The organism is Jiella mangrovi, assembly GCF_017815135.1.
Lineage (GTDB): Bacteria > Pseudomonadota > Alphaproteobacteria > Rhizobiales > Rhizobiaceae > Jiella > Jiella mangrovi.
Genome location: NZ_JAGJCF010000011.1, coordinates 125,448 through 140,741 on the forward strand (window position 1 = coordinate 125,448; position 15,294 = coordinate 140,741).

Annotated in this window: 19 protein-coding genes; 7 read left to right on the plus strand and 12 right to left on the minus strand. The window is 63.6% G+C overall.

What is annotated here, in order from left to right:
• Complete coding sequence (locus tag J6595_RS15245; RefSeq protein WP_245198474.1) at positions 1–567, minus strand: CoA-binding protein; 567 nt, start codon at positions 565–567, stop codon at positions 1–3.
• On the minus strand, positions 564–1,385 hold the full coding sequence (locus J6595_RS15250; RefSeq protein WP_209595429.1) for an enoyl-CoA hydratase: 822 nt from the start codon (positions 1,383–1,385) through the stop codon (positions 564–566). The genes J6595_RS15245 and J6595_RS15250 overlap by 4 nt, the downstream gene beginning before the upstream one ends.
• Before the next feature lie 149 nt (positions 1,386–1,534).
• Between J6595_RS15250 and J6595_RS15255 the strand changes: the two genes are divergently transcribed.
• The 5 genes from J6595_RS15255 (at position 1,535) to J6595_RS15270 (ending at position 3,972) form a co-directional block, all read left to right on the plus strand.
• Entirely contained in the window at positions 1,535–1,960 is a 426-nt protein-coding gene (locus tag J6595_RS15255) for a PaaI family thioesterase (protein WP_209595430.1), read from the plus strand.
• 247 nt (positions 1,961–2,207) lie between these two features.
• Positions 2,208–2,672 (plus strand): 50S ribosomal protein L13, encoded by a 465-nt coding sequence (rplM, locus tag J6595_RS15260; RefSeq protein ID WP_209595431.1) that lies wholly within the window; start codon positions 2,208–2,210, stop codon positions 2,670–2,672.
• Complete coding sequence (gene rpsI / locus J6595_RS15265; RefSeq protein ID WP_209595432.1) at positions 2,672–3,154, plus strand: 30S ribosomal protein S9; 483 nt, start codon at positions 2,672–2,674, stop codon at positions 3,152–3,154. Before rplM ends, rpsI begins: the two co-directional genes overlap by 1 nt.
• 349 nt (positions 3,155–3,503) lie before the next feature.
• Entirely contained in the window at positions 3,504–3,626 is a 123-nt protein-coding gene (locus tag J6595_RS22760; protein WP_280891109.1) for a hypothetical protein, read from the plus strand.
• A gap of 121 nt (positions 3,627–3,747) precedes the next feature.
• A complete protein-coding gene (locus tag J6595_RS15270; RefSeq protein WP_209595433.1) occupies positions 3,748–3,972 on the plus strand; it encodes a hypothetical protein in 225 nt (74 codons plus the stop codon).
• Positions 3,973–4,137: 165 nt separating this feature from the next.
• Here J6595_RS15270 and J6595_RS15275 read toward each other — a convergent pair whose 3' ends face one another.
• Positions 4,138–4,338 carry a hypothetical protein gene (locus tag J6595_RS15275; protein WP_209595434.1) on the minus strand — a complete coding sequence of 67 codons (201 nt, stop codon included), beginning with the start codon at positions 4,336–4,338 and terminating at the stop codon, positions 4,138–4,140.
• 477 nt (positions 4,339–4,815) lie between these two features.
• On the opposite strand from J6595_RS15275, the gene J6595_RS15280 reads away from it, so the two are divergent.
• On the plus strand, positions 4,816–6,006 hold the full coding sequence (locus tag J6595_RS15280) for a vWA domain-containing protein (protein ID WP_209595435.1): 1,191 nt from the start codon (positions 4,816–4,818) through the stop codon (positions 6,004–6,006).
• Positions 6,007–6,385: 379 nt separating this feature from the next.
• The gene (locus tag J6595_RS15285) at positions 6,386–6,898 is read left to right on the plus strand and encodes a cytochrome b (RefSeq protein WP_209595436.1); all 513 of its coding nucleotides are present in this window, start codon (positions 6,386–6,388) and stop codon (positions 6,896–6,898) included.
• Between the two features lie 6 nt (positions 6,899–6,904).
• Here J6595_RS15285 and J6595_RS22765 read toward each other — a convergent pair whose 3' ends face one another.
• The 9 genes from J6595_RS22765 to J6595_RS15325 all read right to left on the minus strand — a co-directional run bounded on the left by J6595_RS22765 (position 6,905) and on the right by J6595_RS15325 (position 15,178).
• Positions 6,905–7,240 carry an AzlD family protein gene (locus tag J6595_RS22765; protein WP_209595437.1) on the minus strand — a complete coding sequence of 112 codons (336 nt, stop codon included), beginning with the start codon at positions 7,238–7,240 and terminating at the stop codon, positions 6,905–6,907.
• Positions 7,237–7,998: an AzlC family ABC transporter permease gene (locus tag J6595_RS15295; RefSeq protein ID WP_342453215.1), complete on the minus strand. Its 762-nt coding sequence runs from the start codon at positions 7,996–7,998 to the stop codon at positions 7,237–7,239. The genes J6595_RS22765 and J6595_RS15295 overlap by 4 nt, the downstream gene beginning before the upstream one ends.
• Positions 7,999–8,121: 123 nt before the next feature.
• A complete protein-coding gene (locus tag J6595_RS15300) occupies positions 8,122–8,634 on the minus strand; it encodes a YbjN domain-containing protein (protein WP_209595438.1) in 513 nt (170 codons plus the stop codon).
• A 216-nt stretch (positions 8,635–8,850) separates the two neighbouring features.
• Positions 8,851–10,227: a replication-associated recombination protein A gene (locus J6595_RS15305; protein WP_209595439.1), complete on the minus strand. Its 1,377-nt coding sequence runs from the start codon at positions 10,225–10,227 to the stop codon at positions 8,851–8,853.
• 71 nt (positions 10,228–10,298) lie between these two features.
• Positions 10,299–11,870 carry a DegQ family serine endoprotease gene (locus J6595_RS15310; RefSeq protein ID WP_209595440.1) on the minus strand — a complete coding sequence of 524 codons (1,572 nt, stop codon included), beginning with the start codon at positions 11,868–11,870 and terminating at the stop codon, positions 10,299–10,301.
• A gap of 109 nt (positions 11,871–11,979) precedes the next feature.
• On the minus strand, positions 11,980–12,108 hold the full coding sequence (locus tag J6595_RS22770) for a hypothetical protein (protein ID WP_280891113.1): 129 nt from the start codon (positions 12,106–12,108) through the stop codon (positions 11,980–11,982).
• Positions 12,109–12,397: 289 nt separating this feature from the next.
• Positions 12,398–13,414: an NAD-dependent epimerase/dehydratase family protein gene (locus J6595_RS15315; protein ID WP_209595441.1), complete on the minus strand. Its 1,017-nt coding sequence runs from the start codon at positions 13,412–13,414 to the stop codon at positions 12,398–12,400.
• Positions 13,415–13,561: 147 nt separating this feature from the next.
• On the minus strand, positions 13,562–13,984 hold the full coding sequence (gene rplQ, locus J6595_RS15320; protein ID WP_209595442.1) for a 50S ribosomal protein L17: 423 nt from the start codon (positions 13,982–13,984) through the stop codon (positions 13,562–13,564).
• Positions 13,985–14,140: 156 nt separating this feature from the next.
• Positions 14,141–15,178, minus strand: a complete 1,038-nt coding sequence (locus tag J6595_RS15325; RefSeq protein WP_209595443.1) for a DNA-directed RNA polymerase subunit alpha — start codon at positions 15,176–15,178, stop codon at positions 14,141–14,143.
• Between the last annotated feature and the right edge of the window lie 116 nt (positions 15,179–15,294).

Below are 15,294 nucleotides of genomic sequence, written 5' to 3' on the forward strand. Positions count from 1 at the left end.
TCAGCGACGGGTGTTCAGACCGAAGCTCTGATAGCCCTTGCCGAGCGTCGGCTTCTTCGACGAGAGAACCCGCGAGTTCACGCCATTCCAGCCGATTTCGCCGGAAAGCCGCGCATATTCGATCTTCGGGCAGCGATCCATGATCACGGTGATACCCGCCGCCTCGGCCCGGGCTGCCGCCTCGTCGTGGCGGACGGTCAGCTGCGTCCAGATCACCTTCGGCAAAGGATCGAGCGACAGCGCCTCCTCGACGATACCGGGCACGGCGTCCGAGCCGCGGAAGACATCGACCATGTCGATCGGCACGGGGATCGATTTCAGGTCCGCATAGACCGTCTTGCCGAGGATCTGACCGCCCACAAGCCCCGGATTGACCGGGATCACGTCGAAGCCCTTGGCGAGCAGATATTTCAGCACGAAGAAAGACGGCCGGATCTCCCTGGCGCTGGCACCGACCATGGCGATGGTCTTCGTGTCTGAGAGGATCCGCCGGATCAGCGTATCGGGATAGGTGAGCGGCGCCACGCCGTTCGAGGCGGGCCTCTCGGGTGTCGTGCCGGCGCTCATCGTCCCGTCCATTCCGGCTTGCGCTTTTCGAGGAAGGCGCCGATCCCTTCTTCGGCATCCCTGGCCAGCATGTTCTCGACCATCACGTTCGCCGCATAGTCGTAGGCTTCAGACAGTCCCATCTCGGCCTGGGCGTAGAAGGCCTGTTTGCCGGTCTTCACCGTCAAGGCCGACTTCGAGGCGATGGTGGTCGCATATTTGCCGACGATGGCGCCGAGATATTCCGGCGGCACGACACGGTTGACGAGGCCGAATTCCCGGGCGGTGCGCGCGTCGATCCCCTCGCCCGTCAAAAGCATCTCCATCGCATGCTTGGGCGAGAGGTTGCGCGACAGCGCCACCATCGGCGTCGAACAGAACAGGCCGATATTGACGCCGGGCGTCTGGAACATCGCCTCCTCGGAGGCGATGGCGAGGTCGCAGGAGGCGACGAGCTGGCAGCCGGCGGCCGTGGCCACGCCGTTGACCTCGGCGATCACCGGGCAGCGGTGGCGCACGATCGCCTGCATCAGGGCCGAGCACTGGCGCATGGTCTTTTCGAAGAAGGCCCGCCCCCGGTCCTCGTCGGTTCGATGGGCGGTCAGCTCCTTCAGATCGTGACCGGCGGAAAACACTTTGCCATTGGCGGCGAGAACGACGACCCGGCAATCCTCGTCCTTCTCTGCCGCATCGAGGGCCGCCATCAATGCGTCCATCACCGCGATCGACAGCGCGTTGGCCGGCGGGCTCGACAGCGCGATGCGGGTGATGCCCGGCGCCGTCTGCACCTCGATCGGATGGGGAGCGGTGTCGGAGTTCATCGGGAGAATTTCGGCCATGCCACCATCAGGTTCTTGCGTGTCGTGAAACGAATATCGCCAAAGGCGCGGCTTGCCGCGACGCCGGGTTCCGTGGTCTGAACATAAGGCAGGAGAGAGGCCGGCGCCAAGAGTTCGCGGCGCCGGAGACGGCGGGGGAGGATGCGGCCATGCAGCCGGTGATGACGAGCGAGGAACTGCGCGCGTTCCTTCACGACGCGTTTCCGCAGGTGATGGGTTCCGAATTCGGCTTCACCGTCGACGAAATCGGCGAAGGCTACACGGTCATGAAACTCCTCGCCGCCGAGCGGCATCTGCGCCCCGGCGGCACGGTCTCCGGCCCGACACTCTTCACCCTTGCCGACGTCTCGGCCTATGTGGCGATCCTCGCCCATATCGGCCCGGTGGCGCTGGCCGTCACCACAAACATGTCGATCAACTTCCTGATCAAGCCGCCGCCGGGAACACTCGCCGCCAAAGCCTCGATCCTGAAGCTCGGCAAGCGCCTTGCCGTGGTCGAGGTCGCGATATCGGGTGAAAGCGACGGCGTCACCGTCTGCCATGCCGTGGCGACCTATTCTATCCCGCCGCGATAGCGGGCAACGGCTGGCTACCACCCGGCGAGATCGAACCGGGACGAAGTTGCGGTACTATGCTACCATGCCCCGTCGATCACCGCGATTTCAGGCGATTGCCGGCATGACGGTCCACGCGTTTTGCGTTGACAGCCCGCCCGCGTGACCGTATGGAGGCGCACAGGAAGAGCGGCCGGTGGCCGCCCTTTTCGTTTGGCGGCCCTTGACCGGCTTGCCTCGCAACCCGACCAACATCCAGGGGCAACCCATGAAGACCTTCTCGCAGAAGACCGAGACGGTGGTGAAGAAGTGGATCGTGATCGACGCCGAAGGGCTCGTCGTCGGCCGCCTTGCTTCCCTCGTCGCGCTTCGCCTCCGTGGCAAGCACAAAGCCACCTTCACGCCGCATGTCGACGATGGCGACAACGTCATCATCGTCAATGCCGACAAGGTGGTTCTGACCGGTAAGAAATACTGGGACAAGACCTATTACTGGCACACCGGCTATGCCGGCGGCATTAAGGAGCGCAAGGCGCGCGAAATCCTCGAGGGGCGCTTTCCCGAGCGCGTCGTGGAAAAGGCCATCGAGCGCATGCTGCCCCGCGGCCCGCTCGGCCGTCGCCAGCTGAAGAACCTCCGCGTCTATGCCGGGCCGACCCATCCGCACGAGGCGCAGAATCCCGAAACGCTCGACATCCGGGCGATGAACTCCAAGAACGCGAGGGCCGCATAATGTCACAGCTCTCTTCTCTCGAAGATCTCGGCACGGCCGCGAACGTCGCTCAGGCCCAGCCGGACGCTCCGGTCCATGTCCAGAAGCTCGACAAGTTCGGTCGCGCCTATGCCACCGGCAAGCGCAAGGACGCCGTCGCCCGCGTCTGGGTGAAGCCCGGCTCCGGCAAGATCGTCGTCAACGACAAGGACTACACCGCCTATTTCGCGCGGCCCGTCCTGCAGATGGTGCTGCGCCAGCCGATCGTCGCCTCCGAGCGTGACGGCCAGTTCGATATCATCGCGACGGTTGCCGGCGGTGGCCTCTCCGGCCAGGCCGGTGCGGTGCGCCACGGCATCTCCAAGGCGCTGACCTACTACGAGCCGGCCCTTCGCGCCGTGCTCAAGAAGGGTGGCTTCCTGACCCGCGATTCGCGTACGGTCGAGCGCAAGAAGTACGGCAAGGCCAAGGCCCGCCGGTCCTTCCAGTTCTCCAAGCGCTGATTTTTCGGCCCATGCGGGCCGGACCGATCTCACAAAGAAGGCCGCGGGCTTCTCGCCCCGCGGCCTTTTCGTTTGAGCGTGCCCTGTCTGGTTCCTGTTCCCCTCCGGCCCCGACGGCAGAAAAATCGGCCGCTATCGTGCCTTTCTGACGACCTGACCTCACGGGATCGCGAGGTCAGGCAAATTGCTTCAACTGTCATCTTCCCGCCGCTCGAATCGTGCACATATGAGGGTGCCATCAAGGAGGACGAGGACGATGGATACTTTAAAGAAATCAGAACCTTTCCAAGGTTCCTTCGAGCAGATTCAAGTTGCCCGGAAGGCGGATACCGGGCTGTCTGAAGACTGCATGAAGGGTGAGCCGACGCTCGACGAGCTCCTCGACGAGCCGATCGCGCGCCTGCTCATGGCCTATGACCGGGTCGATCCCGATCTCCTGGAGGAACTGGTGCGCCGGCGCTTTGCGGCCTGATCCTTGTCCCCGGCCTTGCGGACGACCGGATCCGACGGAACGAAGCGCGATCCCGCCGGTTCTCTCACGAAAGGAAGGCGGACGCTGCTTTCCGGAAGACATCACACGCAAGGAGACGGCCGTGAGCAACGCACCGGACAAGTTCGACAACCAGCAGAACCGGGCCGACGAACAGGACCGCGACCAGGACATGGCCTACCGCCAGAACGCCCCGAAGGCGCGGCCCAGCCAGGACAACGCCTTCGACCGCCCCGGCAGCGTCGATCGCCTCGGCGGCGGGGCAAAGCCCGTCGGTCAGGGCGAAGCCGTCAAGGTCAGCGAAGACGGCGACGAGGCGGAGAAGTAAGAGCCTTTGCTTCTGTCGGTGACCATCAAGGCCGGGCCGGCAAAAGCGGCTCGGCCTCTTGCCACTGATTGCCTGGGGAGCAGGCGTTCAGGAACCAGGGACACCGCAGGCAGTCGCGTAGGCGCCTCCTACAGCGAACACAGCAAACGATGCCTTATACCTCTCCTACGAAGACGAGGCTTTGGCCTCTTCACCGACAACCGATGCATTTCGTCTTTCCATCGGGCGATCCGAAGCATCGACGGCATACCGATGGATGACCACCTCGGAGTGATCGCCAACAAACCATTTCAACGCTTGTCCGAGCGCCTCTTCCATTCGCTCGTTGGCTTCTTGCTGGGTCTCGCTCGGCCTGGTTTCGCTCATGGCCTAAAATCCAAACAACCGTTTCACGTCATTTATGATGCGGATCAGCCGAAGAATGCTCGTCAGCGTCTGAGATTTTGGGGCATCCGCCGGCACGACACGAAGGAGGACGATACGATCGAGATCCTTTGTCGGCCAATACGTAATCCGACATTCGCGAAAGTTCCAATCCCAAAGGTTCTGCGACTCCGGTCTTTGGACTCCCACCGTAGCGTTTGATCCAAGTTGCTCCATCGCAGATTTGAGCCGATCTTCGCTGAGGCCGTAGAGGGCCGCGTCCAACCGAAACTGATCGGTCTCGACGATCACAACCTCCAACTTTGGTGGCAACGCGGCAACTCCCTCAACTCCACCAACGCACCACCACACACCATCAGTCGCTGCATTTCAGTATGCGCACACCTCCGAGCGCGCGCAAGTAGAGACTGGAAGCGAAACAGGCTGACTTTTCACCCGCGCTCACCTACGATCCCCGCCATGTTCCTGACCTTCTTCCTCAAGCTGAAAGCCGCCGGCGTGCCGGTCACGCTGCGCGAGCATCTGCAGCTGCTCGAGGCGATGCAGGCCGATCTCGTCGCTTACGACGTCGAGGCGTTCTACTACCTCGCCCGCGCCACGCTGGTGAAGGACGAGCGGTTCGTCGATCGCTTCGATCGCGTGTTCGCCGACATCTTCAAGGGCGTCGAGGCGGTATCCGGCGCGGCGGGCGAAGAGGTCGCGACCCGTGATCTACCGGAGGAGTGGCTGCGCAAGCTCGCCGAAAAGCACCTGACGGACGAGGAGAAGCAACTCGTCGAAAGCCTCGGCGGCTTCGACAAGCTCATGCAGACGCTGAAACAGCGGCTCGAAGAGCAAAAGGGCCGGCACCAGGGCGGCTCGAAATGGATCGGAACCGGCGGCACCTCCCCCTTCGGCGCCTACGGCTATAATCCAGAAGGCGTCCGCATCGGCCAGCACGAAAGCCGGCATCGGCGCGCCGTGAAGGTCTGGGACAAGCGCGAATTCAGAGATTTCGACGACGACATCGATCTTGGCACCCGCAACATCCGCATTGCGATGAAGCGCTTGCGGCGCTGGGTGCGGCAGGGTGCGGCGGAGGAATTCGCCCTCGACGAGACCATCGATTCCACCGCCCGGAAAGGCTATCTCGACGTCAAGACGCGGCCGGAGCGGCACAACGCCGTCAAGCTCCTGCTCTTCCTCGACGTCGGCGGCTCGATGGACGATCATGTGCGCGAGGTCGAGCAGCTGTTCTCGGCGGCGCGGGCCGAGTTCAAGCATCTCGATTTCTTCTATTTCCACAACTGCCCCTATGAGCGCCTGTGGAAGGACAATCGCCGACGCCACGCCGAGACGGTCTCGACCGAGGAGGTGATCCGCACCTACGGCCCGGATTACAAGGCGCTGTTCGTCGGCGACGCGGCGATGAGCCCCTATGAGATCGCCATGCCGGGCGGCTCGGTCGAACACTGGAATGCCGAGGCCGGCCGCGTCTGGCTCGAGCGCCTGACCGGCAAATGGGCGAAAGCCGCCTGGCTGAACCCGTCGAACCAGAAATACTGGGCCTACACCCAGTCGGTCGGCATGATCGACGAGGCGATGGCGGGGCGGATGTTCCCACTGACACTCGCCGGCATCGAGGCCGCGACGCGCGAACTCGCCCGCTGAGGCAAATTCCAGCCGTCACTGGAGCGCCGTGCGTGCGAAAGGACGCACAAAGGACGCTCCAATCCATCGAACACACGCATCGTGCTTTAGCCTGCGCTGATCGATCATCTCTCCGCGCCGAGGTGCGGCCTATCCGTCAGCCGCGAAGTCTCGTCAGGATGCCCTCACGGGCAAGTCGAATGGCAGGGTTTTCGAGCGCCGCCGATCCTCATCCCGTGAAAACGACGCGACCATCGTCAGTGATACATAGTTTATAACGATTCTTAACTTGAAGAATTGCTGCAACCCGTGCGACCCATCCGGCAACGTCAGTTCGCGTCTGCCTTTGCCTCGGCCACGTGCGGAACCGATCGCTCGATTTCAGGAGACCATCTTCGCCATGTCCCTATCCGCACCCCGCTCGCAAGGCTGGTCGACCCTCAGCGTCGTCCTCCACTGGACCATCGTTCTGCTCATCATCATCCAGTTCATCGACCACGAGTGGATGTCCGAGATGTGGCGTGCGACCCGCCGCGCAACGCCGATCGATGCCACGACTGAGACATGGGGCTGGGTGCACATCATTGCCGGGACGCTCGTCCTGGTCGCCGCTCTCGTGCGTCTCTGGGATCGTTTCAGCCACGGTCGCCCGCCCTATCCCGAGGGAGAGCCGAGCTGGGCATCCTGGATCGCCAAGGTGACCCATGCCCTGATCTACGCGATCCTGATCCTGATGCCAATTGCCGGGCTCGTCGCCTGGTTCGGGGGGATCGGTGCAGCCGGCGGAATCCACGAGCTGATGTGGACGCCGCTGCTCGTCCTCATCGCGCTCCACGTCGTCGGTGCACTGACCCATCAGTTCTGGTTCAAGACCGGCGTCCTGAAGCGGATCTTCGTGCCGGGAACGGTGTGATCGGCGCTACAGCCCCAGCGCCCTCGCCCCGGCGACCATCGCCGTACCGATGACGACGACGACGATCAGCGGCAGCCGGAACGACAGGATCAGACAGACGACGATCGCCACCCGCTCGGCCCAGTCGCCGGAAACCAGCACCGGCGCGACGATCGCCGTCATCACGGCGGCGGGAACGGCGTCGAGCGCGGCCGAGGCACGCGGCGGGATGGTGCCGAAGAGCGAAATCAGCAAATGGCCGCCGGCGCGCGTCAGATAGGTCAGCAATCCGCCGGCCAGGATCACGAACCAGATCGAGGCGACGGACCATGCGCCGTCGGAAAGAAGCGGTTCACCGTTCACGGGGCTTCCTCGCGGACAGGCTCTCGTCCGTCTAAAGGTTCGGCTTTCGGTGGACCGATGATCGCTGCAACGGCAATGCCGGCCAGACCGCCGAAACTGACATGCCAGGGCGGACCCGCCAGCCAGTAGACGACGACGGACACCAGGAGGCTCGTTCCGGCCACGGGATAGAACGAGCCACGCCCGCGAAAGCTCATGACGAGGCCGAGGAAATAGACCGGCAGGACGAAATCGAGGCCGAAGGCTTCCGGATCCTCGATGAGATTGCCGAAAGTCGCACCCGTCAGCGTCGCCAGCTGCCAGCCGGAATACATCAGGACGCCGTAGGTCAGGTAGAAGGTCGGCGTCAGCCGGGTTCTTGCTGCCCGGACTTCCGACGCGCCGAACAGCGGATCGACGAGCAGAAAGAAGGCAAGCGCCTTCTGCCGGCGGGAAAACGCTCCCAGATGACGGCTGAGGGACGCGGAATAAAGGACATGGCGGAAGTTCAGAGCAAAGACGGTGAGGAGGACCGACCAGACCGGGGCGCCGATACCCATCAGCTGCAGTGCCGCAAGCTGCGAGGCACCCGCGAAGATCGCTCCGGAAAACCCCATCGCCTCGGTAACGCTCAGCCCTTCCTGGACGGCGACCGCGCCATAGACGAGGCCGAAGGGCAGCACTGCGAGCAGGACGGGCAGAAGCGTACGGACGGCCTCCTTGCGCTCACTTGCCGGATCGGCCGGCATGTCGTTGGAAAGACCGTCTGCAAGTTTCACGATGATGCGCCGGAAATGATTGTGGGTCGCGATGAAGCCGCGCGTCGCGCGATTCGTCTTGCGGGACGATACAGCAAGACGCGGCGGTCCGAAGCCCGGTCGAGAGCTCGCCGACAGACCTGACTACTGGGCTGCCTTGTCCAACACTTCGCGCGGAAATTCGGCGAGTGTCACCGTCCAGCGATCGAAGAGGTCGCCAAGCCGGCCCCTGGTCAGATCGATCGTCGAATCGTTCAGTTCAACGACGGGCATTCCGCCCTCGGTCAGATAGGCCTTGTTGAAGGCGCCCATCGCATTCCACCGGTTCAAGAGCTCCAGCGGCACGCCGGCGCCATCCCACACCGCGTAAAAATTCAGGGTCCGGCAATCGCGATTCGCGTGGCAATCGAGAAAGAACAGCTGATAGGCCGTGCCGTTGATGTCGCCGGTGATGACCGGGTCACCGCTTTCCGTCTTCGTCAGCTCGGCCTCTCCGTAGCCATTCGCCATGTCGAGAATTGCGGCAAAGTCGTTGCGATCGATCCCCTGCGCGTCCTGCCTCGCCTCTGTCGCAGCGGCCGACGAAGCCGGCAGCGCCATGAGGAACACCGAGGTAATCAGACTTGCGCGCAGGACGCGCGCGGAATGGTCGAGCATGTGATTATCCGTGACATCGAATGATCGGCAGACGCTGCGTCCGGCGATCCGCCAATGCAAGAGGCCGCGGCTGGTGGCATGTGCTTTCAACAGGCGCGTGGTGATTTTGCACCGCGGCAACCCTGCGAGCTACGCAGGGATGCCATGCGTTGCTATGGACTATTCTACAACTTTTACGAATGGCATGGGAACAGGTCGTTCGATCCCGCGCCTATGTCAACGCCGACCGCGTTCGTGCCGCAGCCGCGCAAGGCGTTCCAGATGCTCCGACAAAGGCCCCTCCTCTCCGCGTCCGGTGGGCTGGTAGAAATTCTGCCGCCCCATCTCGGAGGGGAAATAGTCCTGGCCTGAAAAGCCGTCCGGCTGATCGTGATCGTAGAGATAGCCCGAGCCGTAGCCCTCGTCCTTCATCAGGCCGGTCGGGGCGTTCAGAATGTGCTTGGGCGGCAGCAGCGAGCCGTGTTCCTTCGCCGCGCGCATCGCCGCCTTGTAGGCGACATAGACGGCGTTCGACTTCGGCGCGGCGGCGAGATAGGCGGTTGCCTCGGCGAGCGCAAGTTCCCCCTCCGGCGAGCCCAGATAGTCGTAGGCGTCCTTGGCGGCGAGCGCGACGGTGAGCGCCCGCGGATCGGCAAGGCCGATATCCTCGGACGCCATGCGCACCAGACGGCGGCCGAGATAGAGCGGGTTCTCGCCGGCGTCGAGCATCCGGCAAAGCCAGTAGAGCGCGGCATCGACATCCGAGCCCCGCACGGATTTATGCAGCGCCGAAATCAGGTTGTAATGGCCATCCTGGCCCTTGTCGTAGATCGGCGCCCGCCGCTGGACGACCGAGAGCAACGTCTCGGCGTCGAGGGTCTCGTCCTTCGCCGCCGCCCGCCAGACCTCCTCGGCAAGCGTCAGGACCGCCCGGCCGTCGCCGTCGGCGAGCTGCAGAAGGAGGTCGCGCGCCTGATCGTTGAGGGGCAAGGCGCGGCCGGTCTCTTCCTCCGCCCGGCCGACGAGCCGCCCGAGGCTTTCCGGCGAGAGCGATTGAAAGGTCAATACTCTTGCGCGCGACAAAAGCGCGGCGTTCAGCTCGAAGGACGGGTTTTCCGTCGTCGCGCCGACGAGGACGACCGTGCCGTCCTCCATCACCGGCAGAAACGAATCCTGCTGGGCCCGGTTGAAGCGATGGATCTCATCGACGAAGAGCAGCGTGATACGGCCATTCGTCCGCCGCAACCTGGCCGATTCGAACACCTTCTTCAGATCGGCGACGCCCGAGAAGATCGCCGAGATCTGCTCGAAGGCGTAATCGACCTCTCGTGCAAGCAGACGCGCAACCGTCGTCTTGCCGGTGCCGGGCGGGCCCCAGAAGATCAGAGATCCAAGGCTCCTGTTGGCGAGCATGCGCGTCAGCGCCCCGCCCGGTCCGGTCAGATGCTCCTGGCCGACGACCTCCAAGAGCTGTTTCGGCCGCAGACGGTCGGCCAGCGGACGCGGCGGTTCGGCCGTGCCGTCCCGGCGTCCGCCCGTCTGGCTGCCGACGTCTCCCGCCTGCGACCGGGGCCTTGGCTCCGCGGAGGGAGCGTCGCCGAAGAGGTCGCCCATGGCTCATCGTCCGATCTTGACATGACACCAAGCGGATTTCGCACATGGCCGCCAAATGTCAAATCGCTCCCTCAGCGCACGACCTGGGTCAGGCGGCGGCCATCGCGCTCGATGTCGAACTGCCAGCCGCGATAGGTTTCGCCGGCGATCGCCGCGAGCGTCTTGGTCGAATCGACATCCTCGCCGTTGACGTCGAGGACGATGTCGCCCTTCTTCAACCCGAAACGCCGGGCAAGCGAGCGCGGCGCGACCTCCGCGACCACGACGCCTTTGGCGTCCTGGGGCAGCTTGAACTCGCCGGCCACGCGCGGCGACAGATTGTAGACCGTCGCGCCGGCAAACGGATTGCGCCCCTTGATCGTGCGCGCGTCGCGGGCCGGGATTTCCGGCGGCTCGTCAAGCGAGAGCGAGACCGTTTCCGTTCGGTCGCCGGACAGCACGTCGAGTTCGACGCTCTTGCCGATGCCGAGTGTTGCGAAACGGTAGTTCAGCGCGTCCGGCGTCGCGATTTCCCGCCCGTCGCATTTCAGAACCACGTCGCCGACCTTGAGGCCGGCCTTTTCCGCAGGCCCCTTCGGATAGACCGCCCGGACCAGAGCTCCCGTCGGACGATCGAGGCCGAGCGCATCGGCGATATCGCTGGTGACCGGCGCAAAGTCGGCACCGATGAAAGGCCGCTCGAACGTCCCGCCATTCTTCGCCGCCCGAACGAAGGTTGCCACCATGTTGGACGGGATCGCGAAGCCGATCCCGTTCGACCCGCCGGAGCGCGAATAGATCGAGGAGTTGATCCCGACGAGCTGCCCCTTCATGTCGATCAGCGCACCGCCGGAATTACCGGGATTGATGGCCGCGTCGGTCTGGATGAAGAAGCCAAAGTCGTTGACGCCGATGTGGTTTCGCGCCAGCGCCGACACGATGCCGTTGGTGACGGTCTGGCCGATGCCGAACGGGTTTCCGATCGCCAGGACGAGATCTCCGGTCTCGAGATCGTCGGAATCGGCGACCGGTATGGTCGGGAACGGACCAGCGCCCTCGATCTTCAGCACCGCAAGATCGACGGTGGCATCCTTCGAAAGAACCTTCGTTTCGAACTCACGACCGTCGGCGAAGCCGATCTTCACCTCGTCCGCCCCCTCGACCACGTGATTGTTGGTGACGACCAGTCCCGAAGGATCGACGATGACTCCCGATCCCAGCGACTGCTCCATTCGCGGGGGACTGTCGAATCGATTTCCGAAGAACTGACCGAAGAACGGGTCGTCGGCAAAGGGCGAGCGCCGGGCGGAGACCTGTCGCGCAGCATAGACATTGACCACGGCCGGCGCCGTTTCCTTGACGAGCGGGGCGAAGGACAGCTTGATTTCGGCGGCGGACGACGGGACGCGTTTCGCCTCATCGCTCCGCCCGGCCCTGTCATTGGCCGCGAGCGAAAGCGGCTGCCCGGCTTTACCGTCTGTTTGGCGCGTTTCCGCGCCAGACTCCTCGGACTGGCTGCCTTTCGGCGCCACGAGCGCCGGAGCCTCCGTCGCGATCGGCAAGACGTGGCGTTGCGAAAGTGGCGTATCGGCCAGCACCGCCGGGCCGGTCAGGGCCGTGCCCGCAAAGGAAATCGCCACGAGTGCGAGGATCTTGAGCTTCATGTCGTCCTCTTGGTCAACGGGAATCAACCCGCGCGGTAGACCAGAGGAATGCCACGAAAAAGGGGCCTTGAAAGGCCCCTTTTTCCGATCAGAAATGTCGTGCCTGGCGTCAGTTGCCAGCAGAACTTGCGATCGATGTGGTCGTTCCATCGGTGGGAAGCTCTGCCGTGGCATAGCTCGCCGTCAGGACGCCGAAAGCGGCGACGGCGCCCAGGAGAGTGAGGAGGGTACGACGCATGGTACTCCGGCCGATATTGTTCATTGTGCTCGCATCATTCATGAAGATTGTTTCAACCACGTAAACGTTGCCACAATCTTGTGGCGGCTGCCCCGTTCCCGACATAAAAGCAAAAGGGGCTGGATTGGTTGCCTCGCTTCTTATGAAAAATGAACGCGTGGCGCATATGGCACGCCGGTGACCGGGCGACGATATCATTTGCGCCACACTCAACTTTTTCGCTCGATTCATCCTTAGCAGTTAACTTTACCTAACGTAATTCACGCTGTCACGACCTTTCGAGATTTCCTTAAAATCCGTGGCTGCGCAGGCTCAGCGCAGTAGAAGCCACGGCTTTTTCAGGATTATCCGGATTAAAACCCAGGGTTGCTCTTGCGGGGGCGGTATCAACTTCTTTGCGGCGGCCGAGATCGGACACCAGCGACCTGAGGTCGCGCAGGAACAATGCCGCCAGGCGAACCGCGAAATTCGGCATCGTGAAGCGCGGCACCTTCTTGCCGCAATCGGGAACGGCATCGGCGATCGCCGCCCCCATCTCCATCAAGGTCATCGATCCGGCCGAAAGGATGAACCGCCGCCCGGGCGCACCATCCGCCGTCAGCGCCGCCACATGAGCCGCCGCGACGTCGCGAACATCGACGACGCCGAAGGAGACGTCCGGCGCGACCGGTATCTTGCCACGCATCATCATCAGGACGAGCTTCACCGAAGCGCCGGGTTCATCGTCGAGCAACGGCCCGGCAACGATCACCGGGTTGATCGCAACCATCGCAAGGCCTGCCTTGTCGGCGGCATCCCAGGCAGCGGCCTCCGCTTCCGTCTTGGAGACAGCATAGGGGGAGATGTCGTCGGCATTCACGTTCGACCAGTCGTCTTCGGCGAACGGGCCGACGCGACCGGCGCCATGCCCGTAGACGACCGCGGCGACAGAAGAGGTGAGGACAAGGCGGCGCGCCCCGGCTTTGGCCGCCGCCTGCACCACCCGGAGTGTTCCACCCTTGGCGATCGGCAGCAGCGCCCATTTGTCGGAAGGCTGCCGGATCGGGAGCGGCGATGCCATGTGACAGACGAAATCGCAGTCCCTGGCCGCCTCGTCCCAGCCCTCGTCGCGGGTCAGATCCGCCTCGACGAGTTCGAGCCGCGAAACGTCGCCGCCGGCGCTCGCCAGGGTCTGGCGCAGCTTCTCTCCCTTTTGCGCCGAACGCACCGTCCCGCGAACACGGTAGCCTTTCTCGAGAAGCTGCAGGACAACATGCTTTGCAATGAAGCCCGAAGCTCCCGTCACAAGGACCCGCCCGTTCGCCATCGCCGTCATCCCGTCTCGAATCTCTGTGCTCAGCGAAGGTAACGGCACCCGTGTCGCGCCGTTCCGCGCAAACGCCTTGGCGCAGGCACAAAAAAAGGGGAGCCGAAGCTCCCCTGGACAGTCAGATCTCTAGTCGGGACAGGCCGCTTATGCGGCGTCCTCGGTGCCTTCGGCCTCGAGCCGGGCACGGTCGGCAGCGCCGCGCGCCTCCGGATCACGGTCGACGAATTCGATGACGGCCAGCGGAGCATTGTCGCCGCGGCGGAAGCCCGCCTTGAGAACGCGGCAATAACCGCCATTGCGATCGGCAAAGCGCGTGGCGAGGGTATCGAACAGCTTGGCGGCGGCGGCCTCGTCGCGCAGGCGGGACGCTGCCATACGGCGGGCGTGCAGATCGCCGCGCTTGCCAAGGGTGATCAGCTTCTCGACGATCGGACGCAGGTCCTTGGCCTTGGGGAGCGTGGTGACGATCTGCTCATGCTCGATCAGCGAGGCCGCCATATTGGCGAACATTGCCTTGCGGTGGCTGGCAGTCCGGTTGAGCTTACGGCCGCGATTGGCGTGGCGCATGGTCGGGTTTCCTTGTCAAAAAGTCGGCTTTTCGCCGTGGTCGGGATCTTTGCGTCCCTGCCGCATGCTGCGACAGACCGCCGTTCCTTTGAATGATTCGTCACGTGCCGAGACACGCATGCGCCCGGCCGCCTCGAAAGGCGGCCGGGACGCGTTTTAGTACTGGTCTTCGTAGCGCTTGGCCAGATCGTCGATGTTTTCCGGCGGCCAGGCAGGCACTTCCATACCGAGATGGAGACCCATGGAAGCGAGAACTTCCTTGATCTCGTTCAGCGACTTGCGACCGAAATTCGGCGTGCGCAGCATCTCCGCTTCGGTCTTCTGGATCAGATCGCCGATATAGACGATGTTGTCGTTCTTCAGGCAGTTCGCCGAGCGGACCGAAAGCTCCAGCTCGTCGACCTTCTTGAGCAGCGCCGGGTTGAAGGCGAGCTCGGCGATCTGGTCCTCGGCGACACCACCAGGGGCGCCCGGGCGAACGTCGCGCTGGGGCTCCTCGAAGTTCACGAAGACCGAAAGCTGGTCCTGCAGGATGCGAGCGGCATAGGCGACCGCGTCCTCGCCGGAGATCGAGCCGTCGGTCTCGATCGTCATCGAGAGCTTGTCCTTGTTGAGATCCTGGCCCTCGCGAGTGTTCTCGACCTTGTAGGACACCTTCTTGACCGGCGAGAACAGCGAGTCGACCGGGATCAGCCCGATCGGCGCGTCCTCGGCACGGTTCTGGTCGGCCGGCACGTAGCCCTTGCCGGTGTTGACCGTGAACTCCATGCGGATCTCGGCGCCCTCATCGAGGGTACAGATCTCGTGCTCGGGGTTCAGGACCTCGATGTCGCCGACGGTCTGAATGTCGCCGGCGGTGACGACTCCCGGACCCGACTTGCGCACGACCATGCGCTTCGGCCCCTCGCCCTGCATGGAGATGTTGATCTCCTTGACGTTGAGGACGATGTCGGTGACGTCTTCACGGACGCCGGGGATCGACGAGAATTCGTGCAGGACGCCGTCGATCTGGACGGCGGTGACCGACGCGCCGCGCAAAGACGACAGAAGGACACGGCGCAGGGCATTGCCGAGCGTCAGCCCGAAGCCGCGCTCGAGCGGCTCGGCGACGAGCGTCGCCCGGTTGCGGGCGCTCTCGTTCTTGAAGACGAGCTGGTTGGGCTTCGTCAGCTCTTGCCAGTTGCTGGAAATCATGGGGATGCCTCTCAGTTTCCTCGCCACCATCCAATCGTGGCGAAAGGTCTGAACCGGGGCGGGTCGCCGAGCATTGTTCGGACGAAGCCTTCCGGAAACTCAAACAGCGGAGCGCT